Origin of the sequence: Micromonospora sp. NPDC049359 (assembly GCF_044466585.1) — a bacterium.
Taxonomy (GTDB): Bacteria; Actinomycetota; Actinomycetes; order Mycobacteriales; family Micromonosporaceae; genus Micromonospora.
The window spans coordinates 41,625-67,699 of sequence record NZ_JBITMW010000019.1 but is presented as its reverse complement, the minus strand read 5'-3'; the positions used below and the strand labels follow the sequence as shown (position 1 = coordinate 67,699).

The 26,075-nt window shown below is 71.8% G+C and carries 19 protein-coding genes; 18 read left to right on the top strand and 1 reads right to left on the bottom strand.

Annotated features, from left to right (window positions below; all coding sequences use genetic code 11):
* Positions 1-3: 3 nt before the first annotated feature.
* From ACIBTX_RS31470 to ACIBTX_RS31390, 17 genes are all read left to right on the top strand, one after another.
* The gene (locus tag ACIBTX_RS31470; RefSeq protein ID WP_396833368.1) at positions 4-2,280 is read left to right on the top strand and encodes a [protein-PII] uridylyltransferase; all 2,277 of its coding nucleotides are present in this window, start codon (positions 4-6) and stop codon (positions 2,278-2,280) included.
* A 532-nt stretch (positions 2,281-2,812) separates the two neighbouring features.
* Complete coding sequence (locus ACIBTX_RS31465) at positions 2,813-3,991, top strand: sensor histidine kinase (RefSeq protein ID WP_357393022.1); 1,179 nt, start codon at positions 2,813-2,815, stop codon at positions 3,989-3,991.
* On the top strand, positions 3,988-4,644 hold the full coding sequence (locus ACIBTX_RS31460) for a response regulator transcription factor (protein ID WP_357131066.1): 657 nt from the start codon (positions 3,988-3,990) through the stop codon (positions 4,642-4,644). The genes ACIBTX_RS31465 and ACIBTX_RS31460 overlap by 4 nt, the downstream gene beginning before the upstream one ends.
* Before the next feature lie 109 nt (positions 4,645-4,753).
* Complete coding sequence (ffh, locus tag ACIBTX_RS31455; protein WP_396833367.1) at positions 4,754-6,307, top strand: signal recognition particle protein; 1,554 nt, start codon at positions 4,754-4,756, stop codon at positions 6,305-6,307.
* 79 nt (positions 6,308-6,386) lie between these two features.
* Positions 6,387-7,466: an amidohydrolase family protein gene (locus tag ACIBTX_RS31450; protein ID WP_396833366.1), complete on the top strand. Its 1,080-nt coding sequence runs from the start codon at positions 6,387-6,389 to the stop codon at positions 7,464-7,466.
* Positions 7,467-8,089: 623 nt separating this feature from the next.
* On the top strand, positions 8,090-9,496 hold the full coding sequence (gene proS / locus ACIBTX_RS31445) for a proline--tRNA ligase (RefSeq protein WP_357131057.1): 1,407 nt from the start codon (positions 8,090-8,092) through the stop codon (positions 9,494-9,496).
* A 74-nt stretch (positions 9,497-9,570) separates the two neighbouring features.
* Positions 9,571-10,218 carry a DUF402 domain-containing protein gene (locus ACIBTX_RS31440; protein WP_357131054.1) on the top strand — a complete coding sequence of 216 codons (648 nt, stop codon included), beginning with the start codon at positions 9,571-9,573 and terminating at the stop codon, positions 10,216-10,218.
* Between the two features lie 230 nt (positions 10,219-10,448).
* Complete coding sequence (gene rpsP / locus ACIBTX_RS31435; protein ID WP_355051573.1) at positions 10,449-10,919, top strand: 30S ribosomal protein S16; 471 nt, start codon at positions 10,449-10,451, stop codon at positions 10,917-10,919.
* 1 nt (position 10,920) lies between these two features.
* Positions 10,921-11,154, top strand: coding sequence for an RNA-binding protein (locus ACIBTX_RS31430; RefSeq protein ID WP_013284588.1), 234 nt, complete (start codon positions 10,921-10,923; stop codon positions 11,152-11,154).
* On the top strand, positions 11,154-11,711 hold the full coding sequence (gene rimM, locus ACIBTX_RS31425; RefSeq protein WP_357131050.1) for a ribosome maturation factor RimM: 558 nt from the start codon (positions 11,154-11,156) through the stop codon (positions 11,709-11,711). The genes ACIBTX_RS31430 and rimM overlap by 1 nt, the downstream gene beginning before the upstream one ends.
* An 11-nt stretch (positions 11,712-11,722) precedes the next feature.
* Entirely contained in the window at positions 11,723-12,496 is a 774-nt protein-coding gene (gene trmD / locus ACIBTX_RS31420) for a tRNA (guanosine(37)-N1)-methyltransferase TrmD (RefSeq protein WP_396833365.1), read from the top strand.
* Between the two features lie 143 nt (positions 12,497-12,639).
* The gene (gene rplS / locus ACIBTX_RS31415; RefSeq protein ID WP_030335223.1) at positions 12,640-12,996 is read left to right on the top strand and encodes a 50S ribosomal protein L19; all 357 of its coding nucleotides are present in this window, start codon (positions 12,640-12,642) and stop codon (positions 12,994-12,996) included.
* Between the two features lie 181 nt (positions 12,997-13,177).
* Positions 13,178-14,047, top strand: coding sequence for a signal peptidase I (gene lepB / locus ACIBTX_RS31410; protein ID WP_355051576.1), 870 nt, complete (start codon positions 13,178-13,180; stop codon positions 14,045-14,047).
* A 10-nt stretch (positions 14,048-14,057) separates the two neighbouring features.
* The gene (gene lepB / locus ACIBTX_RS31405; protein WP_357131043.1) at positions 14,058-14,693 is read left to right on the top strand and encodes a signal peptidase I; all 636 of its coding nucleotides are present in this window, start codon (positions 14,058-14,060) and stop codon (positions 14,691-14,693) included.
* Positions 14,694-14,748: 55 nt separating this feature from the next.
* On the top strand, positions 14,749-15,264 hold the full coding sequence (locus tag ACIBTX_RS31400) for an NUDIX hydrolase (RefSeq protein ID WP_396833371.1): 516 nt from the start codon (positions 14,749-14,751) through the stop codon (positions 15,262-15,264).
* Positions 15,258-16,070, top strand: coding sequence for a ribonuclease HII (locus ACIBTX_RS31395; protein WP_396833364.1), 813 nt, complete (start codon positions 15,258-15,260; stop codon positions 16,068-16,070). The genes ACIBTX_RS31400 and ACIBTX_RS31395 overlap by 7 nt, the downstream gene beginning before the upstream one ends.
* A complete protein-coding gene (locus tag ACIBTX_RS31390) occupies positions 16,067-16,390 on the top strand; it encodes a DUF2469 domain-containing protein (protein ID WP_018218957.1) in 324 nt (107 codons plus the stop codon). Before ACIBTX_RS31395 ends, ACIBTX_RS31390 begins: the two co-directional genes overlap by 4 nt.
* 36 nt (positions 16,391-16,426) lie before the next feature.
* Here the strand turns inward: ACIBTX_RS31390 and ACIBTX_RS31385 are convergent, their stop codons facing one another.
* Positions 16,427-17,587: a sulfite oxidase gene (locus ACIBTX_RS31385; protein ID WP_357131039.1), complete on the bottom strand. Its 1,161-nt coding sequence runs from the start codon at positions 17,585-17,587 to the stop codon at positions 16,427-16,429.
* A 411-nt stretch (positions 17,588-17,998) separates the two neighbouring features.
* Here ACIBTX_RS31385 and ACIBTX_RS31380 point away from each other — a divergent pair, with 411 nt between their 5' ends.
* Positions 17,999-26,068 (top strand): LamG-like jellyroll fold domain-containing protein, encoded by an 8,070-nt coding sequence (locus ACIBTX_RS31380; RefSeq protein ID WP_357131036.1) that lies wholly within the window; start codon positions 17,999-18,001, stop codon positions 26,066-26,068.
* The last annotated feature ends 7 nt before the right edge of the window (positions 26,069-26,075 follow it).

The following is a 26,075-nucleotide window of genomic DNA, read 5'->3' as shown; positions in this document are numbered from 1 at the left end:
GACATGACCTCGTTGATCAAGAAGAACGCGTCAGGAAACGCCGAGAACGGTGACGCGAACCTCTTGATCAACGAGGTCGTCGGCGTACCCGGGGGGATCGGGGAGGCCGCCCGAGTGGGGCGGGCGGCCGCGTACGACGAGTTCCTGCGTGGGCTGCTGCCCGCGCGCGACGGTGTCGCGCTGATGGCCGTCGGGGGCCTGGGGCGGCGGCAGTGCGCCCCCTACGGCGACCTCGACCTGGTGCTGCTGCACGCCGGAGTGCCCGGCACGGACGAGTTGGCCGCCTCGGTCTGGTATCCGATCTGGGACGCCGGACTGCGCCTCGACCACTCCGTGCGGACCGTCTCCGAGGCCCTGTCGGTGGCCCAGGACGACGTCAAGGTCGCCCTCGGGCTGCTCGACGCCCGCCTGGTGGCCGGCGACCAGGCCCTGGCCGACGCCCTGACCCGCACCGCCGCCGACCACTGGCGACGGACCGCCGTGCGGCAGCTCCCGGGGCTGCGTGAGATCACCGTCGCCCGCTGGCAGGCGCACGGCGAGCTGGCCTTCCTCCTCGAAGGCGACCTCAAGGAGGCCGCCGGCGGGCTGCGCGACGTGGGGTTGCTGCGCGCGATCTCCGCCGCCGGGATCACCGACGCGCTGCGTCCCGCCGTCCGCGCCGCCCACCTGCGGCTGCTGGACACCCGTGACGCCCTGCACCAGCAGGTCGGCCGCCGGGTCGACCGACTGGTCGCCCAGGAACGCGACGGCGTCGCCGCGCTGCTCGGCCTGGAGGACGGCGACGCCCTCCTGCGGCGGGTGGCCGGGGACGCCCGCACGGTCAGCCACGCCCTCGACGACGCCTTCCGCGCCGCCGACCGGCTGCGCTCGGGCCGCTCCCGGGGTGGGAACGGCAGCCCGGTACGTCGGCCCGTGGCCCGGGACGTGGTCGAGCACGACGGCGAGCTGGTGCTGGCCCGGACGGCGATCGGCGCGCGCCCCGACCCGAGCCTGTCCCTGCGGGTGGCCGCCGCAGCGGCCACCACCCGACTGCCGATCGCGCGGGCCACCTGCGAGTGGCTGGCGGCGTACTGCCCTCCGCTGCCCGCGCCCTGGCCGGCCGAGGCCCGGGCCGCGCTCACCACGCTGCTGGGCGCCGGTCCCGGCCTGGTGCCGGCCTGGGAAACCTGCGACAGGTACGGGCTGGTGGACGGCTGGCTGCCCGAGTGGACCCGGCTGCGCAGCCTGCCCCAGCACAACCCGGTGCACCGATACACCCTCGACCGGCACCTCGTGCAGGCCGCCCACGAGGCCAGCCGGCACGCCCGCGAGGTGGACCGTCCCGACCTGCTGCTGCTCGGCGCCCTGCTGCACGACATCGGCAAGGGCCTGCCCGGCGACCACAGCACCGTCGGGGTGCCGCTCGCCGAGACGGTGGCGACCCGCGTCGGGCTGCCCGCCCCGGAGGTGGCGCTGATCGGCACGCTCGTCCGGCTGCACCTGCTCCTGCCGGACGTGGCCACCCGGCGGGACCTCGCCGATCCGGTGACCATCGCGTCGGTCGCCGAGGCGGTGGGCGACACCGGCACGCTCGACCTGCTGCACGCCCTCGTCCGCGCCGACGCCGCCGCCACCGGCCCGGCCGCCTGGTCGGACTGGAAGGGCCGACTCGTCGCCGAACTGGTCGCCCGCGTCCGTACCGCCCTGGACACCGGTGTGCTGCCCGAGCCCCCGGCCCCGGACCCGGCGCTGCTGGCTGGGCCGCTGCCGGTCGTCCACCTCACCGGAGACCGGGTGGCGGTGGCCGCCGCCGACCGGCGGGGACTACTCGCCACGGTGGCCGGCTGCCTCGCCCTGCACCGACTGGAGGTGCTCTCCGCCGACGCCTCCGTGGTCGACGGCCGAGCGCTCGTCGAGTGCCGGGTGCAACCCCGCTACGGCCTACCGGCCGACCCGGTCCCGCTCCGTGCCGACCTGCGCCGCGCGGTCGCCGGCGACGTGTCCGTCACCCAACGGCTGCGGGGTCGTGCGCTCGCCGCCCGGGGCAGCGGCGCCGCACCCCGGGTCGTCTGGCACCGCGAGGCGGCCACCGACGCCGTCCTGCTCGAACTTCGCGCGGCCGACGCCGCCGGGCTGCTCTACCGGGTGGCCGGCGCGCTCGACGAGGCGGGTGCCCTGGTCCGGGCCGCACGGATCTCGACCCTCGGCGCGGACGTCGTCGACGCCTTCTACCTCGTGGGCGGCTGGCCGGACGACGCCACCCGGGCCCGCCTGGAGGCCGCGGTCCTGGCCGCCGTCTGACCAGCGATGCGCGCCGTGCGACGGCCAGCGTTGGCAGCGGTCGCCCGCGCTGGCCGTGTTGGGCCCGCGCTGGCCGTGTTGGGCCCGCGCTGGCCGTGTTGGGCCCGCGCTGGGCGTGTTGGGCCCGCGCTGGCCGTCGTGGGTCGGCGCTCGTCGTGGGCCCTGCGAAGCCTTGGGATGCCCGCGGCCCGCATGCGCCACTTCGCGGCTGATGACTCAGTGGCATCAAGATGCCACTGAGTCATCACGCTTGTTGTAGTGCCCGCTCCCCACACTCCGGCCGCCATACGCCGCGCCCGCTCAGACGCTGCCGGCCCCTCGGGCGCCTGCGGCGTCGCCGCGCTACCGCCACCGGCGGCATCCGTGCGTCGTCGGCTGTCGGCATCTGTGCGTCGCCGGCTCGCGGCCCCACTCGGCGGCTGGGGCCGGGATGACATGGGCGGGGTGAGGTCGTGGCTACGTTCGGGGACGTAGCGGCGGTGCCGCTCGTGGACGCACGTCAGGAGACGTCTGCGCGGGCAGAATGACGGCCATGCGAGGGAACGGGTGGCGTGGGCGGGACGCGGTGTCGGACGCCGTGCTTGCCCTCGTGCTGCTCGGCTTCGGACAACTCGCCACCGGGCTGGCCGGGGACAACCAGCCGGGATCGATGCCGGTTGACGCCCTCTGCCGGGCGCTGATCGCACTCGCCGCGCTCGCCCTGCTGCTCCGACGGCGTGCTCCCGTGGCGACTCTCGTCGTGGTTACGCTTGCCACCTCGACGTACCTGGTGCTCGGCTACCCGTACGGGCCGATTCTGCTCGCGTTCCTGCTCGCGGTGTACACCGTGGCGGTGCGACTGCCGGTGCGTCCGGCGGCGCTCGCCGGCAGCGGCGCGTTCGTGGTGCTGCTGGCGCATGTCTTCGCCTCGCGCGGCCCCGCGCCGGGCTGGACCGGAGTGCTGCCCGCGTCGGCCTGGGTGGTCGTACCGTTCGCGGTGGGTGTGGTGGTGCGGGTCAGCCGGGAGGCGGCCGCCCGTACCCGAGCCGAGGAGGCCCGTGAGCGTGCCGAGCAGGGTCGGCGGCAGGCCGACGAGGAGCGGCTGCGCATCGCCCAGGAGGTGCACGACGTGGTGGGGCACGGGTTGGCCGCGATCAGCATGCAGGCGGACATCGCCCTGCACCTGCTGCCGAAACGGCCGGAGCAGGCGGAGATCGCGCTGACCGCCATCAGCCGCACCAGCCGGGAGGCGCTGGACGAGCTGCGGGTCACGTTGGGCGCGGTGCGGCGGGGCGCGGAGCGTGAGCCCGTGCCCGGTCTGGCGCGGCTCCCCGCACTGCGCGACCGCCTGGCGGGCGCCGGTCTCGCCGTCGACCTGCGCCTGGCCGGTGACCCACGGGAGTTGCCGGCGGCGGTCGACCTGGCCGCGTACCGGGTGGTGCAGGAGGCGTTGACGAACGTGCTGCGGCACGCCGAGGTGGCGCGTGCCGAGGTGACCGTGACCTACCGGGCCGACGAGGTGACGGTCGAGGTCACCGATCGGGGCGTCGGCGTCCCGGGCCGGCTCGACGCGGCCGGCGACCTCGAACCGGCCGACGGCCGGTCCGGCGGGCACGGGCTGGCCGGCATGCGGGAGCGGGTGACGGCGTTGGGCGGGCGGCTGAGCGTCGGACCGCGCTCGGCCGGCGGGTTCCGCGTGTGGGCCCGGCTGCCGGTGGAGCCGTCCCCGTGATCCGGGTACTGATCGCCGACGACCAGGACCTGGTCCGCCTCGGGCTGCGGGCGCTGGTGGAGAGCGAGGACGACCTGGCGCTCGCCGGTGAGGCCGCCGACGGGTTGCGGGCGGTCGAGCTGGCCCGGCGGGAGCGGCCGGACGTCGTCCTGATGGACATCCGGATGCCGGGCATCGACGGGATCGAGGCGACCCGGCGGATCGTCGCCGATCCCGACCTGACCGGTACGCGGGTGGTGGTGCTCACGACCTTCGAGCTGGACGAGTACGTCTTCGACGCGCTGCGCCACGGCGCGAGTGGGTTCCTCACCAAGGACACCCGGCCGCCGGAGCTGCTGCGGGCGATCCGGCTGGTCGCCGAGGGGGAGGCGCTGCTGTCGCCGTCGGTGACCCGCCGGGTGGTGCGGGAGTTCGCCACCCGGCCGTCGCGGGCACCCCGTCCGCACCCCCGACTGGACACGCTCACCGACCGGGAACGCCAGGTGGTGGGCCTGGTCGGTGAGGGACTGAACAACGAGGAGATAGCCGCCCGGTTGGTGGTCAGCCCGGCGACCGCCCGGACACACGTCAGCCGGGCGATGGGCAAGCTGGCAGCCCGGGACCGGGCCCAGCTCGTCGTCTTCGCGTACCAATCGGGCTTGGTTCCGGGGTGAGGCCGGGCCGCCAGCGGCCGTGCGGCCGGGCGGCTACCCTAGCGGTGGCCGGACTCCGCAGTGCCGGCCGCGTTGTGCCCGCCGGAACACTGACAAACGGGATGTTCGCGTGTTTGACACCTTGAGTGACCGCCTGTCCGGGATCTTCACCAAGCTCCGCGGCAAGGGACGGCTCACCGACGCCGACATCGACGCCACCGCGCGTGAGATCCGCCTCGCGCTGCTGGAGGCGGACGTCGCGCTGCCGGTGGTCAAGGGCTTCATCGCGGCCGTCAAGGAGCGCGCCCGCAGCGCCGAGGTCTCCCAGGCGCTCAACCCGGCCCAGCAGATCATCAAGATCGTCAACGAAGAGCTGATCAACGTGCTCGGCGGCGAGGGGCGGCGACTCCAGTTCGCCAAGCAGCCGCCGACCGTGATCATGCTGGCCGGCCTCCAGGGCTCGGGTAAGACCACCCTCGCCGGCAAGCTGGCCCGCTGGCTCAAGGGTCAGGGCCATCAGCCGCTGCTGGTCGCCGCCGACCTCCAGCGCCCCAACGCCGTCGGGCAGCTCCAGGTGCTCGGTGGTCGCGCCGGGGTCGAGGTGTACGCGCCGGAGCCCGGCAACGGCACCGGTGACCCGGCGCAGGTGGCCCGCGCGTCGATCGAGCACGCGAAGCGCGCCGCCCGCGACATCGTCATCGTCGACACCGCCGGCCGCCTCGGCATCGACGCCGAGATGATGCAGCAGGCCGCCGACATCCGCGACGCCGTCTCCCCGGACGAGGTCATCTTCGTCATCGACGCGATGGTCGGTCAGGACGCCGTCCGCACCGCCGAGGCGTTCCGCGACGGCGTCGGCATCACCGGCGTGGTGCTCTCCAAGCTCGACGGTGACGCCCGTGGTGGTGCCGCGCTGTCGGTTCGCGAGGTCACCGGGCAGCCGATCCTGTTCGCGTCCACCGGTGAGAAGCTGGAGGACTTCGACGTCTTCCACCCCGACCGGATGGCCAGCCGGATCCTCGGCATGGGCGACGTCCTCACTCTGATCGAGCAGGCCGAGCAGGCCTTCGACTCCGATCAGAAGGAGAAGATGACCGCCAAGCTGATGGGCGGCGAGCAGTTCACGCTTGACGACTTCCTCGACCAGCTCATCGCGGTACGGCGGATGGGTCCGATCGCCAACGTGCTGGCCATGATGCCGGGCATGGGTCAGATGAAGGACCAGCTCGCCGAGTTGGACGACAGCCACTTCGACCGGGTCACCGCGATCATCCGGTCGATGACCCCGGGCGAGCGCAACAACCCGAAGATCATCAACGGCTCCCGCCGGGCGCGTATCGCCAACGGTTCCGGAGTCACCGTCATGGACGTCAACCAGCTGCTCAACCGCTTCGCCGACGCGCAGAAGATGATGAAGCAGATGGGCGGCATGATGGGCCTGCCCGGTGCTGGCCGCCGCAAGGCGACCAAGTCGCCGAAGAACAAGCGCAAGGGCACCAAGGGCGGCGGTCGTCCGCGTACCGGCGCCGGGATGCCGGCCGGCTTCCCGGGTGGCATGCCGCAGCTCCCGCCGGGGATGGACCCGAACGACCTGGCGGCTGGCCAGGGCCTCCCGCCCGGCTTCAAGCTCCCGAAGATCGACTTCAACAAGCTCGGCAAGGGCGGCGACAAGGGCCCGCGCTGACGCGGACCTGCCCGCGCTGACCTCCCGGAAGAACGACCTGCTCGCCCCCGAGGGGGAGTGATCGGGTAGGACTGTGCGCATGGCCCTTCATGTGCGCGGCGTGCTGCTCCCCGACGACGAGGTCCGGGACCTCTGGCTGGTCGGCGACCGGGTGACCTTCACCCCGGTCCCCGACGCGGAGACCGTCGTCGACGGCGGGTTCGTGCTGCCGGGGCTGGTCGACGCGCACTGCCACCTCGGCATCGCCCGAGGTGGGGCCCCGATCACCTCGCTCGACCAGGCCCGCGAACTGGCCCACGTCGACCGGGACGCCGGGGTGCTGGCGATCCGGGACGCCGGCTCGCCGTACCCGTACCCCGAGTTGGACGACGAACCCGACCTGCCGCGACTGGCCCGCGCGGGCCGGCATGTCGCCCCGCCGAAGCGCTACCTGCGGGACATCGGCGTCGAGGTCGACGCCGCCGATGTGGCCGCGACGGTGGCCGCCCAGGCCAAGGCCGGCAACGGCTGGGTCAAGCTGGTCGGCGACTGGATCGACCGTGGCGTGGGCGACCTCGCGCCGGCCTGGGACGCCGACACCCTGACCGCCGCCGTGCGGGCCGCGCACGACGCCGGGGTACGCGCCGCCGTGCACACCTTCTCCGAGGCCGCCGTCGAGATCATGGTGCGCGCCGGGGTGGACTCGGTCGAGCACGGCACCGGCCTGAGCCTCGACCTGATCGACGAGATGGCCCGCCGGGGCACCGCGCTCGTCCCCACAATGATCAACATCGCGACCTTCGGCGGGATCGCCGAACAGGCGCAAGCCAAGTTCCCCGGGTACGCCGAACACATGCTCGCGCTGCGCGACCGCTTCCCCGAGGTGGTGCGGGCCGCCCACGAGGCGGGTGTGCCGATCTACGTGGGCACCGACGCCGGCGGCGGCATCGACCACGGGCTGGCCGCCGAAGAAATGCTGCTGCTGCACGAGCGGGCCGGCATGCCCGCCGAGGACGTACTCGCCGCCGCCTCCTGGGGCGCCCGGGAGTGGCTCGGCTTTCCCGGGCTGGTCGAGGGCGGTCTCGCCGACCTGACGGTCTACCCCGAGGATCCCCGCCGCGACCTGCGGGTCGTCCGTGCCCCGTCCCGCACGATCCTGCGCGGCCGAGTGGTGCGCTGACCCGTCTGCGCTGGGCCGCGCTGGGCCGCGCTGGGCCGTGCTGGGCCGGGCTGGGCCGTGCTGGGCCGGGCTGGGCCGTGCTGGGCCGGGCTGGGCCGTGCTGGGCCGGGCTGGGCCGGGCTGGGCCGGGCTGGGCCGTGCTGGGCCGGGCTGGGCCGGGCTGGGCCGTGCTGGGCCGGGCTGGGCCGTGCTGGGCCGTGCTGGGCCGGGCTGGGCCGTGCTGGGCCGGGCTGGGCCGTGCTGGGCCGGGCTGGGCCGTGCTGGGCCGTGCTGGGCCGGGCTGGGCCGTGCTGGGCCGTGCTGGGCCGGGCTGGGCCGTGCTGGGCCGGGCTGGGCCGCGCTGGGCCGCGCTGGGCCGCGCAAGATCCTCACAGCATCACGGATATTGCTGCTTCCGGCGTGGCTGAGGCAGCAACATCGGTGATGTTGTGAGGATCTTGGCGTGGGCTCACCACGAGTCGGACGATCGTCGGCGGCGAAGGCCAGCGCGGTCGGATCCGCGCCCGGCAGGCGGTCGCCGGCCCAGCCGAGCAGCGCTTGCAAGGGGCGCCATGCCGCCACGCGGAGGGCGTGACGCCTCCCGGGCGCGGTGACGCCTCGCCCGGCGCATAGGATGTGCGGTCATGGCACGCGTGCTCACTCCCCGTGCGGAGGACTTTCCCCGCTGGTACCAGGACCTGATCGCCAAGGCGAAGCTGGCCGACAACGGCCCGGTCCGGGGGACCATGGTCATCCGACCGGCCGGCTACGCCATCTGGGAGCGGATGCAGGCCGAGATGGATGACCGGATCAAGGCGGCGGGCGCGGAGAACGCGTACTTCCCGCTGTTCATCCCGGAGAGCTACCTCAAGCGCGAGGCCGAGCACGTCGAGGGCTTCTCGCCGGAGCTGGCGGTTGTCACCCACGGTGGTGGCAAGCAGCTCGCCGAGCCGGTGGTGGTGCGTCCCACCAGCGAGACGGTGATCGGCGAGTTCATGGCCAAGTGGATCGATTCGTACCGGGACCTGCCGCTGCTGCTCAACCAGTGGGCGAACGTGGTCCGGTGGGAGCTGCGTCCGCGGATCTTCCTGCGGACCAGCGAGTTCCTCTGGCAGGAGGGGCACACCGCGCACGCGACCCGCGAGGACGCCCGCGCCTACGCGCGGCGGATCCTGCACGAGGCGTACGAGGACCTGATGGTCAACGTGCTGGGCATCCCGGTGGTGGTGGGCCTGAAGACGGCCCGTGAGCGGTTCGCCGGGGCGACCGCCACGTACACCTGCGAAGGCATGATGGGCGACGGCAAGGCGCTCCAGCTGGGCACCAGCCACGAGTTGGGGCAGAACTTCGCCAAGGCGTTCGACATCAGCTACTCGGCCAAGGAAGGCGGCCGGGAGCACGCCTGGACGACCTCCTGGGGCACGTCGACCCGGATGCTCGGCGGCCTGATCATGGCGCACGGCGACGACAACGGCCTGCGCGTGCCGCCGCGGCTGGCGCCCATCCAGGCGTACATCATGGTTGTCAAGGACGGCGAGGGCGTCGCGGAGGCGGCGGCCAAGCTGCGCGACGGCCTGCGCGACGCCGGTGTCCGGGTCGCGCTCGACGACCGGACCGACACCGCGTTCGGCCGCCGGGCCGTCGACGCCGAGCTGCGCGGTTATCCGGTACGCGTCGAGGTCGGTCCCCGCGATCTGGCCGTCGGTAACGCGACGGTGGTTCGTCGTACCGACGGATCGAAGTCTCCGACGCCGGTGGCCGACGTGGTCGGCGCGGTGCTGGCGGCGCTGGAGGCCGACCAGCAGGTGCTGCACGACCAGGCGCTGGCCCACCGCACGTCGCGCACGGTGGAGGTGTCGACCCTGGCCGAGGCGATCGAGGCGGCCGCCACCGGCTGGGCCATGGTGCCGTGGTCGGCGGTCGGCGTGGCCGGCGAGGCCGAGGCGAACGGCCAGGGCGTGACGGTGCGCTGCCTGCTGCGGGCCGACGGCTCGGTGCCGGACTCGGAGGACGAGCCCGACCTGGTGGCCATCCTCGCCCGCGCCTACTGAGACGTTAGGAAGGGCCCCTTCCTACCGTCTGCGGTAGAGGAAGGGCCCCCTGCTTACAGTCCGGAGGTGTTGCCGTGCGGTTTGCACCGGGTCGGCTGATTATGCACCGCAACGTGCGGCACGGCCGGATCGGCTGGGTGCGTCCGGGGCGGGTGGTCAGCGACGACGAGCGGGGCCTGCTGGTGTGGATCGCCCGGGACTCGCCGGTGGCCCACGAGGTCACCGAGGCGGGGCTGAACATGCGGGCCATGCCGTTCGCCCAGTGGGTCTCGTCGTCGTACCGGTTGGCGCACGGCCACTGGAACGGTCCGCCGCTGTTGAAGTTCCTGCCCACGGGCGCGGCGCATTCGGTGTGGTGGTTCCGGGACGCGCAGGGTCGGTTCGCCCACTGGTACGTCAACCTGGAGGAGCCCGGCGTCCGCTGGGACGACGGCTCGGTGGCCGGCGTCGACGTGGTGGACCAGGACCTCGACGTGGTGGTGCGTCCGGACCTGAGCTGGCAGTGGAAGGACGAGGACGAGTTCGTCGAGCGGCTCGCCTTCGGCGACGACTACTGGGTGACCGACGAGAAGGCGGTCCGGGCCGAGGGGGAGCGGGTGATCGCGCTCGCCGAGGCCGGCGCGTTCCCGTTCGACGGCACCTGGGGTGACTTCACCCCGCCCGCAGATTGGGACGTGCCGGACAAACTGCCCCTAGGGTGGGATCGGCCGCCGGTGCGCTGAGAGGTGTTCCGGATCACCGGTGACGTGGTGTCCGGGTCCGATGCGAACGATCGGCGTCGGATCTGGCAGAATGGGTCGCTGGTATCCGGCGCGCGTCCGGCGCCCTCTAACCCGGGCACGTCGCCAGTCCACCGAGTAGTCTCCGGCCCAACCCCACTGTGCCGGTCGGCGCTCACCCATGCACACCGCCCGTAGTGGGCCGGTGAGATCGCAACAGGAGCGAAACAACTGTGGCCGTAAAGATCCGGCTCCTGCGGATGGGCAAGATCCGCAACCCGCAGTACCGCATCGTCATCGCCGACTCGCGCACCAAGCGTGACGGCCGGGCGATCGAGTTCGTCGGGGTGTACCAGCCGAAGGAGGACCCTTCGGTCATCGAGGTCAAGTCGGAGCGGGTCCAGTACTGGCTGTCCGTCGGCGCCCAGCCGAGCGAGGCGGTGCAGCGGCTGCTGGAGCTGACCGGTGACTGGCAGAAGTTCAAGGGCCTGCCGGCCCCGCCGCCGCTGAAGGTCGCCCCCGAGCGGGCCGACCGCAAGGCGGCGTACGAGGCCGAGGCGAAGGCCGCTGCCGGGCTGGCCCCGGAGACCCCGGCCAAGCCGGCCAAGAAGGCCGCCAAGGCCGCCGAGGCGCCGGCCGCTGAGGCCCCGGCGACCGAGGCTCCGGCCGAGACCCCCGCCGCCGACGCCGGTGAGCAGGCCTGACATGCCGCTGCGTCCCGCCTTGGAGCACCTGGTCAAGGGCATCGTCGACCACCCGGACGACGTCCGGGTCCGGATGGTCGATTCCCGTCGGGGCAAGCGGCTGGAAGTCCGCGTGCACCCCGAGGACCTCGGCACGGTGATTGGGCGGTCCGGTCGGACCGCCAAGGCGCTGCGTCAGGTGATCGGCTCCATCGGTGGGCGCGGAGTACGCGTCGACATCGTCGACTCGTACTGATGCAGCTCGTCGTCGGAAGGATCGGCAAGCCGCACGGTGTCCGCGGTGAGGTCACCGTGGAAGTGCGGACGGACGAGCCCGAAGCGCGGTTCGCCCCCGGTACAGTGCTGCGCACTGAGCCGGGGGCGGTTCCGCCGCCCGCGCCAGCGGACGGGCCGGGCGTGGTGTTCCGGGTTCCGGCCGAGCTGACCATCGAGGAGTCCCGGTTCCACCAGGGCCGGATGCTCGTCGCGTTCGACGGGATCCTGGACCGCAACACCGCCGAGGCGCTGCGCGGCACCCTGCTCGTGGTGGACAGCGCCGACGTCGAGCCTCCGGAGGACCCGGAGGAGTTCCACGACCACCAGTTGGTCGGTCTGGCGGTGGTCACCCCGTCCGGCGAACGTCTGGGCGAGGTCGCCCGGATCGACCACGCGCCCTCGTCCGACCTGCTGGTGCTGCGGCGGCCCGAGGGGCGTACCGCGCTGATCCCGTTCGTCCGGGCGATCGTCCCGGAGGTCGACCTGGCCGGTGGACGCGTGATCGTCGACCCGCCGGCCGGACTGCTCGATCTTTAGGACCACCGCGCATGCGCGTCGACGTCGTGTCGATCTTCCCGGAGTACTTCGCCCCGCTGGACCTGTCGTTGATCGGCCGTGCCCGGGCCAACGGCGTACTCCAGCTCGCCGTGCACGACCTGCGGACCTGGACCCACGACGTGCACCGCACGGTCGACGACACCCCGTACGGCGGCGGCCCGGGGATGGTGATGAAGCCGGAGCCGTGGGGTGCGGCGCTGGACGCGCTCGCCCCGGCCGGGGCCCGGCCGCCCCGGCTGCTGGTGCCGTCGCCGGCCGGCGTGCCGTTCACCCAGGCCCTGGCGCACGAGCTGGCCGCCGAGCCGCACCTGCTCTTCGCCTGCGGACGGTACGAGGGGATCGACCAGCGGGTCCTGACGCACGCCGCCACCCGCATGCCGGTCACCGAGGTGTCGCTCGGTGACTACGTGCTCTTCGGCGGCGAGGTCGCCGTGCTGGTCGTCCTGGAGGCGGTCACCCGACTGCTGCCCGGGGTGCTGGGCAACGCCGGCTCGCTGGACGAGGAGTCGCACGCGCACGGGCTGCTCGAGGCGCCGATCTACACGAAGCCGCCGAGCTGGCGCGGCCACGACGTGCCGGACGTGCTCCGCTCCGGCGACCACGGCAAGATCGCCCGTTGGCGGCGCGAGGAAGGGCTGCTGCGCACGGCGGCCCGACGTCCGGACCTGCTGGCCGCGCTGCCCCCCGAGCGGCTCGACAAACGGGACATCGCGGCGCTGGAACAGGCCGGATTTCAACCACCGCCGGGGGATGTGGCAAAGTAGAGGGGTTGCCGCATCCGTCCGCGCCCGCGGGCGGCTGCGAGGATCCCCGACCGGGGTTGGCCCGCCGACCACCACCCGGGAATCAGAATCACCCATCCGCGCATCGAGTGACGGTGCGCCGTGAGCCTTACGAGGACGCAGCGATGAACATCCTGGACGCCCTTGACGCCCAGTCGAAGCGGACCGACCTCCCCGACTTCCGTGCCGGTGACACCGTCAAGGTGCACGCGCGGGTCGTCGAGGGCAACCGGTCCCGTGTCCAGATCTTCCAGGGCGTCGTGATCCGCCGCCAGGGTGACGGTCTGCGCGAGACCTTCTCGGTCCGCAAGGTCAGCTTCGGTGTCGGTGTCGAGCGGACCTACCCGCTCAACGGCCCGGGCATCGACCGCATCGAGGTCGTGACCCGCGGTGACGTGCGTCGCGCCAAGCTCTACTACCTGCGCGAGCTGCGCGGCAAGAAGGCCAAGATCAAGGAGAAGCGGGAGAAGCAGCCCAGCTGACTTCCCGCTCGCCACGCCGCCTGAGCTGCGCGTATGCCGTACCGACCGGACCGCACTACCCTGGTCGTACGGGCGCAGCCAGGCGGTGGCCCCGCCCACGAGGCGGGCAGCCGTCCACAACCGCCCGTGGAGCCTCGACGAGGCTCCCGGGCGGTGGTGTTTCTGCGGACCGGGGAGTGGCGTGGTGCAGACGCTTGACGAGGACGGCACTGTCGATCCGTGGCGGCGGCGGGTTCGCCGCACCCGGCGTCAGATGCCCCTCTGGCAGGAACTTCCACTGCTGCTGGTGGTGGCCTTCTGCCTCGCGGTGTTGATCCGCACGTTCCTGCTCCAGGCGTTCTTCATCCCGTCCGGCTCGATGGAGGACACTCTCCTGATCGGCGACCGGGTGCTGGTCAACAAGGTCGTCTATGACGTCCGTGACCCGGTGCGCGGCGAGGTGGTGGTGTTCCGGGGCACCGACCGGTGGGCGCCGCAGGTCGACCAGCAGCCCGAGCCCGGGTTCGCCGGCAAGCTCGCCCGGACCGTCGGGGACCTGGTCGGGGTGAGCCGCCCCGGCGAGAAGGACTTCATCAAGCGGGTGATCGGCGTGCCCGGCGACCGCGTCAAGTGCTGCGACTCGCAGGGCCGGGTCACCGTGAACGGGACCCCGCTCGACGAGTCGTACGTGCTGCGCGACTCGCCACTGGACCTGCCGCCCAACCCGCAGGAGTGCCGCTCGCGGCGCTTCGACGAGGTGGTCGTACCCCCGGGTCAGATCTTCGTCATGGGCGACCACCGTGAGGTTTCCCAGGACGCGCGCTGTCAGGGGCCGGTGCCCATCGACAACGTCGTCGGCCGGGCGTTCATGGTGGTCTGGCCCTCGTCGCGCTGGGCGGCGCTGTCGGTGCCGGCGACGTTCGACGACGTGGCCGCGCCGGCCACGGCCTCGTCCGGTGTGCCGCCGACCCGCCCGTCCCCGCAGGGCGGTGTGCTGCTGATACTCCCGCTGACGGTCGCGCTGAGGGGTTCCCGCGCGTTCCGGACGGTGACGTCCGGTCCGGCAACGTAGGCTCCTTGGCGTGATTGACGAGCAGACCGACAAGCCGCGTAGCTCCTTCTGGAAGGAGCTGCCGATCCTGCTGGGTGTGGCGATCCTGGTCGCGGTGCTGGTCCGCGCCTTCGTGCTGCAGACCTTCTTCATCCCGTCCCCGTCCATGGAGAACACTCTCAAGATCGATGACCGGGTGTTGGTCAACAAGCTGGTCTACGACTTCCGGTCACCGCACCGCGGCGAGGTGATCGTGTTCAAGGCCCCCACCGAGTGGAGTGGCAACCCCGACGGCGAGGACTTCATCAAGCGGGTGATCGGCGTCGGCGGCGACCACGTGGTCTGCTGCGACCCGCAGGAGCGCCTGATGATCAACGGCAAGTCGCTCGACGAGCCGTACATCTTCTCCATCGACGGGGTCCAGGACAAGGCGGCCGACCAGGAGTTCGACATCACCGTGCCGAAGGGTCGGCTGTGGGTGATGGGCGACCACCGGTCCGCCTCGGGTGACTCGCTGGAGCACTGGCAGCAGTCCAACCAGAACATCACCGAGGCCACGATCCCCGAGAGCGAGGTCGTCGGGCGGGCGTTCACCGTCTTCTGGCCCGTCAACCGGGCCACCTGGCTGACGGTGCCCGACCAGTTCGACGGCATTCCCAAGCCGTAGAACTGGTGGGGGCGTGGGCGATCGGCCGCCCGTCTGGCAGGCTGGTGCGGTGACCGTGAGGAGTGGGCTGACGAGCCCCACAGACGCGAACGGTGCCGACCGCGTCTACATCCCTCGACGCGCGGCGCGGGTGCTGCTGGTCGACGCGGCCGGCCGGGTCCTGCTGTTCCACGGCTTCGACCCGGCCCGCCCGGAGCACCGCTACTGGTTCACCCCGGGCGGCGGGCTCGACAGGGGTGAGTCTCCGGCGTCCGGCGCGGTGCGGGAGTTGGCCGAGGAGACCGGGCTGCGGGTCGATCCGGCCGAGCTGGGTGAGCCGGTCTGGTCCGACGCCACCGAGTTCCCGTTCGACGGCGACTGGTACCGCCAGGAGCAGGACTTCTTCCTGCTCCGCGTCCCGTCGTGCGAGGTCGACACCGTCGGCTTCAACGACGTCGAGCAGCGCAGCATCGCCGGTCACCGCTGGTGGCTGCCCACCGAGTTGGCCGCCAGCGGCGAGCGGTACTACCCACCGGAGCTGCCCGACCTGCTGGCCCGGCTGCTGCCGCCGGCTGCCGAGGCGTCGTGCTGACCCCGCCGCGTACCGTCGTTCGTCGGGAGGCCGGGCTCTACGCGCTGGAGCGGGCGTTGCAGCGGCGCGGCTTCCGGCACGTGGCCGGCGCCGACGAGGCCGGCCGGGGCGCGTGCGCCGGGCCGTTGGTCGCCGCCGCGGCCGTGCTCCCGGAGGGGCGGCGCGGCGAGATCGACGGGCTCGCCGACTCCAAGCTGCTCACCCCGGCCAGCCGGGAACGGGTGTACGCCGAGGTCGTGGACCGTGCCCTGGCGTACGCCGTGGTGATCATCCCCGCCGATGAGGTCGACGCCCGAGGGCTGCACGTGTGCAACCTGGCCGCGATGCGCCGGGCGCTCGCCTCGCTCAGCACCCGACCGGAGTACGTGCTGACCGACGGCTTCGGCGTGGACGGCCTGGGAGTGCCGGGGCTGGCGGTGTGGAAGGGCGACCGGGTGGCCGCCTGCGTGGCGGCGGCCAGCGTGCTCGCCAAGGTCACCCGGGACCGGATCATGGTGGAGTTGGACGGGGTGTACCCGGCGTACGGCTTCGCCGAGCACAAGGGCTACATCACCCCGGAGCACAGCGCGGCGCTGCGCGAGCACGGGCCGTGCCGGGAACACCGCTTCTCGTACGTCAATGTCGCGACGGTCTCCGGCCGCGACGGCCGGCCACCGCGCGCCCGGCGACCGGTCGACCCGGGCTCGGACGAGCCGATGGGGCACTCCGGGGCGTCAGGGGGTACCGTCGGCGTGGCGTTGGGCGAGCAGCCTCGGCCTTCGACGCCCGTGGGGGAAGATGTGGTCATGGAAGGCGGAGTGCGATGAGCGCGGAAGATCTCGAGAAGTACGAGACCGAGATGGAGCTGCAGCTCTACCGGGAGTACCGCGACATTGTCCGCCAGTTCTCCTACGTGGTGGAGACCGAGCGTCGGTTCTACCTGGCCAATCAGGTCGACCTGCACGTGCGCAACTCCGACGGCGAGGTCTACTTCGAGGTCGAGATGCACGACGCCTGGGTATGGGACATGTACCGCCCCGCCCGCTTCGTGAAGAACGTCCGAGTGATGACCTTCAAGGACGTCAACGTCGAAGAGCTGGAGAAGCCCGACATCTCGCTGCCCGCCGACTCCGGCTTCGGCAACTGACCGGACCGTCGCGCCCCGGGCCCCCACCCGTGGCGGTCACTCGGCGGGCACCACGACCTCGACGCGCTGCACCAGGTTGTTGGCGAAGCCGCCACGATTCCACGGCTGCTCGACCGGCTGGGTCCGCCCGGACGCGTCGGTCGCCCGCGCGCTGAGCACGTACCGGCCCGGCGTCGCCGTCCACTCGTACCGCCACCGTCGCCAGGCGAACTCCCCGCCCGTCGCCGGGTCCAGCTCGGCCTGCGCCCAGCTCGCCCCACCGTCGACGCTCACCTCCACCGCCACCACCGGCGCGTGCCCCGACCAGGCCCGACCGTCCACCGTGCACGGTCCCGCCGGCAGCACCCGGCGGCGCGTCATGAAGTCGGGAAAGCCCGGTGGGCGCACCAGGGCACGCGGCTCGATCCGGGTGACCGGCTCGCCCGGGTCGTCCGCGTCGCGGCGCAGCCGGTAGGCCACCGCGTTCTGGTAGCCGTCGAACGGCGTGGTCCGCACCTCGATCGAGTGCAACCACTTGACGTGTGCCATGCCGTACCAGCCCGGCACGATCAGCCGTAGCGGCGCGCCGTGCTGCGGCAGCAGGGGAGCGCCGTTCATCTCGTACGCCAGCAGCACCTCCTCGCGCAGCGCGTCGGCCACCGGCAGCGCCCGCTGGTAGTCCTGCTCGACCCCCCGCTCGACGCCGTGATCGGCGCCGGTGAAGACCACGTCCACGGCGTCCGGGCCGAGGCCCGCCTCGCGCAGCAGGGGCGCCAGCGGCGTACCCGTCCACTCGGCGTTGCCGACCGCCTCGACCAGCCACGGCTGGCTCACCGGCCGGGGGTGCAGCAGGGCCCGGCCGTTGCCGGCGCACTCCAGGGTGACCCGGTGGGTGACCCGGGGCCGCTCGCGCAGCTCGGACAGACCGACGGTCAACGGCCGCTCGACCGCCCCGCCGACGGTGAGCGCGTGCGTCGCCGGGTCCACCTCCGGGATGTCGTAGTGGATCAGCAGGTAGTGCAGCCCGGCGGGGGTGACGTCGTAGCGCAGCGCCTCCAGCGGCAGGCCGTGGTTGCGGGCCGCCAACTGCAACTCGTCGGCGCTGATCGCCTCGTCCGGCTCGGCGAGCCGGGACGGGCCGCTCACGTCCGCCACCGTCGGGCCGGAACCTTCGGCGCCGCCCGCGCGGGACGTCGTCCGATCGTCAAGAGTGGTCATGCCGGCCTCCCCGGTACAGACGGCGGCACCCGCCGTACGCGGCCCAGCGTAGGCCTTCCGCCTGCGCCGGAGGACGGATCACCCCCGGGGGAGCGCCTAGCCAGCGGTGGATTCGCCGGGCCAGTGACAAACATCATCGACGGTGGGGCTTGCCGATCGGCGGCTGCCGTGCGTGCGCCGATCTCGAGCGCCGGGTTCGGTCCGCCCGGCCGCCGTCGACCTGCGCAACATCCTTCTTGCGTGTTGCGTTGCCTGGGATTCCCAGACTGCGGCTTAACGTCCTTTTAGGAGCGTTATCGGCGAGCGAATATCCATGATCCGACCTGGCGTCAAGACATTGAAAGCTGTTAACCGCCTTCGTACGCTCCGCTCGCTCACAGAGAGCCAGGAGCGGGGGAGGGTGTCGTGCCGATGCACCGACAGTCACGCGTGTTCATCACGTTGGCCGGGGAGGGCTGCGCGGCGTGGGTTCGTCGCCTGTCGATCTTCTTGATCCTGGCCCTGGTGGCCACGATGGCGGACGTGCCCACCCGCCCGGCACCGCCGGCCGCCGCCGCGGCGGCACCGACACCCGCACCGAAGCCGAAGTGTCCCGACGACCGTGCCGACGAGGTGTCGGCGGCGATCGCGGCCAAGCTCTGTGCTTCCCGGGTCGAGGTGAAGAACCGCCGGACCGAGACGACCCAGGTCTTCGCCAACCCGGACGGCACCCTGACCGAGGAGCAGGCACTCGCCCCGGTGCGGGTGCGCCGGGGCGACCAGTGGGTGCCGGTCGACCTCACCCTGCAGCGCCGGTCGGACGGCTCGGTGGCGCCGATCGCGCATCCCCTCGCGCTGACGTTCGCGGGCGCCACACCGGGTACCGGCGAGCACGAGGTGATGAAGATCGGTGAGGGCGCGGACCAGGCAGGGCTGGCCTGGTCCGGCGCGCTGCCCGAGCCGGTGCTCGACGGACGCACGATCACCTACCCCGACGTACGACCGGGTGTCGACCTGGTGTTCCACGCGCACGCCACGGGCTACGAGCAGCACTTCGTGGTCAAGGACCGGGCCGCGCTCGCGCAGGTGCGCAAGCTGTCGGTGCCGCTGCGTACCGGCCAGCTCACCGCCGCCACCGACGGCATGGGGGGACTGCTGCTGAAGGACCGGCGCGGTCGGCAGGTGGGCCGGGCCCAGACGCCGTTGATGTGGGACGCCGAGGTGGCCCCGCAGTCCGGCGAGCGCCTCAACCACGCCCGGGTCGCGTTGCGCGCCGTCGCGGCCGGCAAGGGTCGTACCGTCATGGAGCTGACGCCGGACGCGACGTTCCTGGCACGGCCGGACCTGACCTTCCCGGTGACGATCGACCCACCGACCTCGCTGTCGCCGTCGTTCGACGCCTTCGTGCAGAACACCTACTCCAGCGACCAGTCCGGCTCGGCGGACCTGAAGCTGGGCTACTCGAACGACGGTGGCTCGTTCACCGCCCGCTCCTACCTCCGCTTCAACACCAGCGGTTTCGCCGGCAGCCGGGTGATCTCGGCGAAGCTGCGACTGTGGAACTACCACTCCTGGTCGTGCACGGCGGCGTCCTGGGAGGCCTGGCGCACCGACCTGGTCGACTCGTCGGTGCGGTGGACGGCCCAGCCGACCGCGCGGGCGAAGGTGGGCACCTCCACCGAGACCCGCGGTTACAGTTCGTCCTGCGGCGACGGCTACGTCTACGTCGAGGTCGGCGGGGCGCTGCAGTACGCGGCGGACACCAGCGCGTCCAGCGCGAGCGTGATGCTGCGGGCCACATCCGAGACCTCGACCTCCGGCTGGAAGCGCTTCGACTCGGCCGAGGGCACCCACCCGCCGCTGGTCTCCATCACCTACAACAGCGCGCCGTCGGTGCCGTCGGCACTGGCCGCCGCGCCCTGCTACACCGCCTGCGGATCCGGCGCCCAGACTTCCTCGCTGCGGCCCACCCTGTCGGCGAAGCTGACCGACGCCAACGCCGGGCAGACCCTGCAGGCCGAGTTCGTGGTGCGGAACAAGACCACCCAGGCCGTCGTCTCGTCGTCCGGCCTGCGATCGGGCAGTCCCGCCTGGACCAACGGCTCCACCGCCTCCTGGCAGGTGCCGGTCGACCTGGTCAACGGCGTCCAGTACGAGTGGCAGGTCCGGGCCAAGGATCCGTACGCCTACGGCACGGCGACGGCGTGGACCCCGCTGACCGTGGACACCACGAAGCCCGGTGTTCCCTTCGTGGCGGCGACGATCTACCTCAACGACGCCCAGCCGCACGGCGGCGCGGGCCAGGCGGACACCTTCACCTTCACCCCCGCCTCGGGCAGCACCGACCTCGCCGCCTTCGTCTACAAGTTCGACTACGACACGGCCGCGACCACGGTGGCCGCGACCGGGGCGAAGTCGGTCACGCTCAGCCCACGCGACGGGCACCGCACCCTGTCCGTGCAGGCCAAGGACTCGGCCGGCAACCTCTCCGACCTCAACCAATACGTCTTCGACGCGGGTAACGCCGCGCTGGCCGAACCGCTGCCGGGCGCGACGATCGTCAAGCGAACCAAGTTGCGGATCACCACCCCGGTCTCCGGCTACACCCGGACGTACTTCGAATATCGCCGGGGTCCGGGCGGTGCGATCCTGCCGGTGCCCTCGGCGAACCTGACCTCCGCCACCGGGGCGCCGATCACCGCGACCTCCGCCAGCCCTGTCGGCCTGTCGGCGCTCGGCGGATACGCGATCTGGAACGCCACCGACACTCTCGGCCTGACCGGTGGTGTCGTCGAGGTGCGAGCCCACCTCTACACCGCGACCGGCACGACGCCGGCGTACACCATCCCCTGGGTGCGGGTCTCCGTCGACTCGAGCGGCGACGGCGCCGCCGACGACGAGATCGGCGCCGGTTCAGTCAACCTCCTCACCGGCGACTACTCCATCTCCTCGACGGACGCTGACGAACTGGGACTCTCGGTCGCCCGGGCCACGTCGTCGCGGGACGGGGCCGCCGGCTACCAGCCGATGGCGCAGCGGTTGACCGCCAACCAGCAGCAGATCTCCACCGACCTGACCGGCTTCACCGTGCCGTCCACCTCGTCGGCGGCGCGTTCCACCGCACGTGGCCAGGGCGAGACCAGCCCGGCCGACTCGTTGGAGATCACCCCGGTCACCACCACGAGTAACGACACCTACGTGGCGGTCGGTGGCGACGGTGGGGCGATGCGGCTGAACATGGCCGCCGGCCGGACGTACCGGATGACCGGGTGGATCTTCGTGCCGGGCGCGACCGGGCTGGTGCCGGCCTACGCCCAGCGTGGCCTGCGGATCGTCGGCCTCACCAAGACCGGCAGCACCTACACCGAGACCTCCTCGGCGATGGCCGCCTACACCGACGGCTGGCAGGAGCTGTCGCTCGACATGACCGTCCCGGCCGGCGCGTCCGAGGCGTTCTTCCGGCTCTACAACGGCATGCAGGGCGGCTCCGGCCGCAAGGTCTACTGGGACAACCTGTCGTTCACCGAGATCATCGCCCCATTCGGCCCGGCCTGGACCGGCGGCGCGACCGGCGGCGCAGCGGACATCGAGTACAGCACCGTGACGCTGCCCGAACCGTCATTGGCCAGGGTCAACGGCATCGGTGGCGGCTGGATCACCTTCGCCAAGAACACCGACGGCGTGACCTTCACACCGGAGCCGGGCTCCGAGGGGATGGTGCTGACCAAGGTCGGTACCACCGCCTACCGGCTGTCGGAGTTGGACGGCACCGTCACCGAGTTCACCTCGCAGGGTGGGGTCTGGGCGGCCACGTCGTCCTGGACGCCGGAGTCCGACACCACCTCCCGCTACATCTATGACACGACCGGCAGCCGATTGCTGCTCAAGAAGGTGATCAACCCGGCCGAGCCGGGCGTCGACGACACCAACCACTGCACCACCGCCGTACCGGCGCGGGGCTGCGAGGTCCTGGAGTACGAGTACGCCACCACCACCTCATCCGGACTGAGCCAGACGGTGTTCGGCGACTACACCGACCGGGTCTCCGGAGTGAAGCTCTGGGCCTGGGACCCGGACACCTCGGCGACGACCGCCACCCAGGTCACCCGATACGCGTACGACGACCTCGGCCAACTCCGTGAGGTGTGGGACCCCCGGGCCACCCCGGCGCTGAAGACCACCTACGAGTACGGCGGCGGCCGGGTCACCAAGGTCACCCCGTCCGGCGAGCTGCCGTGGAACTTCGACTACGGCAACCCGGACGTCGACTCCGCGGCACTGCGCTGGGACCTCGACGCCGGCTCGGGCACCGCCGTCGCCGACTCCTCCGGCAGCGGCCGCAACGGCACCATGGCCAGCGGTGTCTCCTGGGGGCAGGGCAACGACCCGGACAACCCGGCCGACCGGGCCTCGGTGTTCACCGGCGGCACCGGCCAGCAGATCAGCGTCGCCGGCACGGCCCTGTCCAACACCGCCTCCTACACCGTCTCCGCCTGGGTGCGGATCAAGGACAAGTCGGTCAACCGCACCGCGGTGTCCAAGGACGGCTCCCGGACCAGCGGCCTGTTCCTGAACTACGTCGCCGCCGAGGACAAGTTCGCGTTCTCGCGGGTGACCTCGGACAGCGACAGCGCGACCCCGGTTCGGGCCATCGCGAACAGCACCGCCGTGGCGGGCAAGTGGACCCACCTGACCGGCGTCTACGACACCGCCAGCGCCAAGATGAAGCTCTACGTCAACGGCGTGTTGCAGAGCACCACCGCGGCTACCGGCGGCTGGAACGCCGGCGGCGCCTACGTGATCGGCCGGGCCAAGTGGGCCGGTGCCGCCTCGAACATCTGGGACGGCGAAGTCGACGACGTCCGCGTCTACGGGAAGGCGCTCACCGACCAGCAGGTCACCCGCCTCTCCGGCGACGAGAACACCGGACGGCTGCTGAAGGTCCGCCGGGCCGCGCTCCAGCAGGGCTCCAAGACCGCCACCGACGGTGAGGTCGCCACGAACGTCGTCTACAACGTGCCGTTGGCCAGGTCCCTCGGCGGTCCGTACGACCTGAACTCGGCGGCCATCTCCACGTGGGGCCAGGTCGACCTGCCCACCGACGCGACCGCCGTGTTCGGCCCCGAGGACAACCCCGGCCGCAACGCCGCCACCCCGGCCAGCCCGGGTAGCAACGGCTACCCGTACGCCACCGTGCACTACCTCAACGCCGGGGGACAGGAGGTCAACACGGCCAGTCCGGGTGGCCACCTCGACACCGCCGAGTACGACAGGTTCGGCAACGTGGTCCGCAGCCTGGAGGCCACCGACCGGGAACTGGCCCTCGGCACGTTCCAGGGCTCCGCTCGCTACCTCGACGAGTTGGGCCTGGCCGGCTCGGACACCGCCAGCAGAGCGCTGGCGCTCTCCACCATCAACACGTACAGCACCGACGGTGTCGACCTCCTCGAATCCGTCGGGCCCACCTCGACGGTGGTACTGGAGAACCCCCTCGCCGATCCGGACGGCACCGGCCCGCTGGAGGCGATCCCGGCCGGCGCGACGGTGATCGGACGGTCGCACGCCGTCAACAAGTACGACGAGGGCAAGCCCGACGGGGCCACCTACCACCTGGTGACCACGGAGAGTGAAGGCGCGCAGATCGTCGGCTATCCGGACGCCGACGTGCGGGTGTCGAAGAACGCTTACGACGCGGAGTACGGCGGCGTGTCCGGCTGGACGTTGAAGTCCCCGACGAAGGTGATCGCGGACGCCGGAGCGGGCGGGCAGAACCTGACCGCGTACGTGGTCCGCAACGCCAGCGGTCAGGTGCTCAAGTCCTGGGGCATCGGCTCCACCGGCTCGGACGCGATGGCTACCGAGGTCATCTACTACTCGACCGGGGCCAACGCTCAGGACGGCGCGTGCGGCAACCGGCCCGAGTGGGCCGGCGAGCCCTGCGTCACCCGGGCGGTCGGAGCCGTCACCGGGCACGATCCGGCTCGGATGACCACCAACCTGCCGGTGCGGAGGATCAACTCCTACACCCGGTACGGCGACGAGGCCGTGGTGTCCGAGACGTCGAACGGCAAGACCCGCACGACCACCACCCAGTACGACGCGGCCACCCGCGTGACCAGCACGCAGGTCAGCTCCGACGAGGGCGCACCGGTGCCGGCGGTGACCACCGCCTACAGCCCGACGTCCGGCGACGTCACCGTCACCACGATGGGCACCTCGACGGTCACCCGCGAGTACGACCTGCTCGGCCGGCTGGCGTCCTACACCGACGCCGACGGCGGCACGACGACCAACGAGTTCGACAGGTTCGGCAAGTCGGTGAAGGTCTCCGACCCCACCGGGTACTCGACCTTCGCCTACGACCGTGCGGCGGAGCCCCGCGGCCTGCTGACCAGCGTCACCGACAGCGTCGCCGGCACGTTCTCGGCGAAGTACTCCCCGGACGGCCAACTCACCGAGCTGAAGTACCCGGGCGGGCTGACCCGGACCGACCGGCTCGACGCGAACCTCCAGCCGGTGGAGCGGACCTACACCCGCGACTCCGACAACGAGGTCATCTACTCCGAGTCGGTCCAGGAGAACACCGCCGGTCAGTGGGTGAACCACACCTACACCGGTGGCAGTAAGGCCTACCGCTACGACCGGCTGGGCCGACTGACACGTGCCCAGCACGACAGCGCCATCACCGACGGCTGCGTCACCCGCACCTACACCTACGACGACCGGACCAACCGGACCGGGAACTCGCGGTACGCGCCGGCAGCCGACGGTACGTGTGACGAGACCGGCACCCCGGTGTCCGGCACGCACAGCTACGACACCGCCGACCGGCTCACCGACGCCGGCTACGTCTACGACGCCTTCGGGCGGACCACCACCATGCCGGACGGCCTGACGAACGCGTACTTCGCGAACGATCTGGTGCAACGGCAGCAACTCGGGGACTCCCGCCAGAGCTGGACGTTGGACCCCGCGCACCGGTTCCGGGCGTTCACCACCGAGACCATGGTCGACGGCAACTGGGTCAACGCCACCTCCAAGCTGAACCACTACGGCGACGACTCCGACGAGCCCCGCTGGATCATCGAGGACACCACGCTGGGCAGCTACACCCGCAACGTGTCCGGCCCCGACGGTGACCTGGCAGCCACCACCTCCGACGCGGGAGACGTCCGGCTGCAGCTGTTGAACCTGCACGGCGACGTGGCCGCCACGATCGACACGGCGTTGCTGGAGCCCGAGTTCCTCGACTACGACGAGTTCGGTGTGCCGGTGGCGGGGCAGGCCGACCAGCGGTACGGCTGGCTCGGCGGCAAGCAGCGCTCCGGCGACGCGGTGGGCGACGTCATCCTCATGGGTGTCCGCCTCTACTCGCCGGGGATCGGGCGGTTCCTCCAGGTCGACCCGGTCGACGGCGGAAACGCCACCGCCTACGACTACTGCGCCGGGGACCCGGTCAACTGCACCGACCTGGACGGCAAGTTCGGCTGGGGCAGCATCAAGAAGGGCCTGTCCAAGGTCGCCAAGGTCGCGTCCTACGCGTCGATGATCCCGGGGCCGATCGGCACCATCGCCGGGGTGGTCTCCGCGGTCTCGTACGCCGCCACCGGCAACTGGCGGGAGGCTGCCTGGGCCATCGGCGGCGCGCTGGCCGCGACCGTGGGGGCGGGCGCGGCGGTCCGCGGAGCCCGCTTCGCCGTCGGTGCCGCGAGGGCCGCCCAGAAGGCCCGCAAGGCCAGCCGGGCACGACGGTTGTACAAGGGCAGGCATCGAAGTCGCTGTAACTCCTTCACGCCGCAGACCCAGGTGTTGATGGCGGACGGGTCATCGCTGCCCATCTCGGACGTTCAACTGGGCGACTGGGTCATGGCGGTCGATCCCACGACTGGCGTGGCCGAGGCCAAGCCCGTCCTCGCCGTGATCGACGGCGTTGGCGCGAAGCACCTGATCGACATCGACCTCGACGAGGGTCAGGGCGGGGCGCTGGAGGCTACGGCTGAGCACCCGCTGTGGGTGGAGGGCGTGGGCTGGACGTTCGCCGAGAAGGTGCGGGCCGGCGATCGGCTACGCGCCGCCAACGGAACGACGGTGCAGGTGGCCTCTGTTGTGGACCGTGGCTGGGTGCCGGCACAGACCGTGTACAACCTCAACGTCGGGGATGTGCACACGTACGCTGTCCGGGTCGACGGTGTCGACGTGTTGGCGCACAACGTCAGCGCGTGCGGTAAACACGGCAACTCACTCGACTGTTCCTGCCCCCACTACGTCTACCGAATCGACAAGAACGGCGAGGTGTACAGGTACGGCGAAGGAAAGGGTGACCGGCTTCCGAAACAGCTCAGGAAGCTCAATCGCAAGAATCCGAATGACAAGTACACCGCTAAGTACCTGCGGCGCGGCATCCCGGGTAAGCGGCGGGCAAAGGCTATAGAAACACGACTGATCAGAGGCTTCTTCCGGATCTTCGGAAAACGCCCTGACGGAAACAAGAACTGGCACTAGTTCGACC

Bases quoted from the DNA above. Each gene is read 5' to 3' on its own strand.
- ACIBTX_RS31470 (WP_396833368.1), top strand. From the start codon at position 4: ATGACCTCGTTGATCAAGAAGAACGCGTCAGGAAACGCCGAGAACGGT.
- ACIBTX_RS31465 (WP_357393022.1), top strand. From the start codon at position 2,813: ATGCGAGGGAACGGGTGGCGTGGGCGGGACGCGGTGTCGGACGCCGTG.
- ACIBTX_RS31450 (WP_396833366.1), top strand. From the start codon at position 6,387: ATGGCCCTTCATGTGCGCGGCGTGCTGCTCCCCGACGACGAGGTCCGG.
- proS (WP_357131057.1), top strand. From the start codon at position 8,090: ATGGCACGCGTGCTCACTCCCCGTGCGGAGGACTTTCCCCGCTGGTAC.
- ACIBTX_RS31430 (WP_013284588.1), top strand. From the start codon at position 10,921: ATGCCGCTGCGTCCCGCCTTGGAGCACCTGGTCAAGGGCATCGTCGAC.
- rimM (WP_357131050.1), top strand. From the start codon at position 11,154: ATGCAGCTCGTCGTCGGAAGGATCGGCAAGCCGCACGGTGTCCGCGGT.
- trmD (WP_396833365.1), top strand. From the start codon at position 11,723: ATGCGCGTCGACGTCGTGTCGATCTTCCCGGAGTACTTCGCCCCGCTG.
- rplS (WP_030335223.1), top strand. From the start codon at position 12,640: ATGAACATCCTGGACGCCCTTGACGCCCAGTCGAAGCGGACCGACCTC.
- ACIBTX_RS31390 (WP_018218957.1), top strand. From the start codon at position 16,067: ATGAGCGCGGAAGATCTCGAGAAGTACGAGACCGAGATGGAGCTGCAG.
- ACIBTX_RS31385 (WP_357131039.1), bottom strand. From the start codon at position 17,587: ATGACCACTCTTGACGATCGGACGACGTCCCGCGCGGGCGGCGCCGAA.
- ACIBTX_RS31380 (WP_357131036.1), top strand. From the start codon at position 17,999: ATGCACCGACAGTCACGCGTGTTCATCACGTTGGCCGGGGAGGGCTGC.